This window comes from Parendozoicomonas callyspongiae, from assembly GCF_023502345.1.
GTDB classification, from domain to species: domain Bacteria; phylum Pseudomonadota; class Gammaproteobacteria; order Pseudomonadales; family Endozoicomonadaceae; genus Sansalvadorimonas; species Sansalvadorimonas callyspongiae.
On record NZ_JAMFLX010000128.1, the window covers coordinates 1 to 731 of the forward strand.

The following is a 731-nucleotide window of genomic DNA, read 5'->3' on the forward strand; positions in this document are numbered from 1 at the left end:
GGTGCTCACATATCAATCAACCATCAACTTCATAAGGAATTAAAAGGAAAATGAAGTCTGTAGTATCAAAAGTTACATTACTTTGTCTCGTATCAATTGTTATATCGGGGTGTGCGACAAAGCGAATGGATGTATCAAAAGAAAAATGGAAAGTTAGGACTTATGAAGGTATAGAAAAAAACAAAATTATTGATGCAGCACGAGAGGTAATAAGGCTTTCAGATCCAGATGAAATTAAGTTTGAGAATACTTTAGATGGTTTTAATGCTGAAAGAATCCAACTTTCATACATGGTTGTAGCAACGAATCAAGACTATTTTAAGTACCAATTTGTTACAAGAGAACAAGGAAACAAAGTTCAAGCAAGAATTGATATCGAAGAAAACATCATGAAAGCTAATGTTCTTACATTAGGCATGCCTACATTCGATATAGGAAAACCTGAAACATCATATGTCTATAACTTGTTTTACTCCAGAATGGATTATCTTCTAGGCCTTAAAGACAACTGGTATACTTGCAAAGATGCAATAAGCAAAATCAAAGCAAAGTTCGGGAAAGCAGATAATGTAAAACAGCTTGGAATGTCATCGCTCTGTGGTGCTCTTGTAGACGACAGAGTTCCAGGCAGTTTAGCAAAAGCACAGTCAGAAGAACTCTTCAACTGAGAAAAACGCACCTAACAAGTCAATCCAGCCGACCGCCTTCGGCGGCGGCTGATTGAGGCGTTA

At 37.1% G+C, this 731-nt stretch carries 1 protein-coding gene; it reads left to right on the forward strand.

The window, feature by feature from the left end; genetic code table 11:
* Positions 1 to 125: 125 nt before the first annotated feature.
* Positions 126 to 668: a hypothetical protein gene (locus M3P05_RS20610; protein WP_249702024.1), complete on the forward strand. Its 543-nt coding sequence runs from the start codon at positions 126 to 128 to the stop codon at positions 666 to 668.
* The last annotated feature ends 63 nt before the right edge of the window (positions 669 to 731 follow it).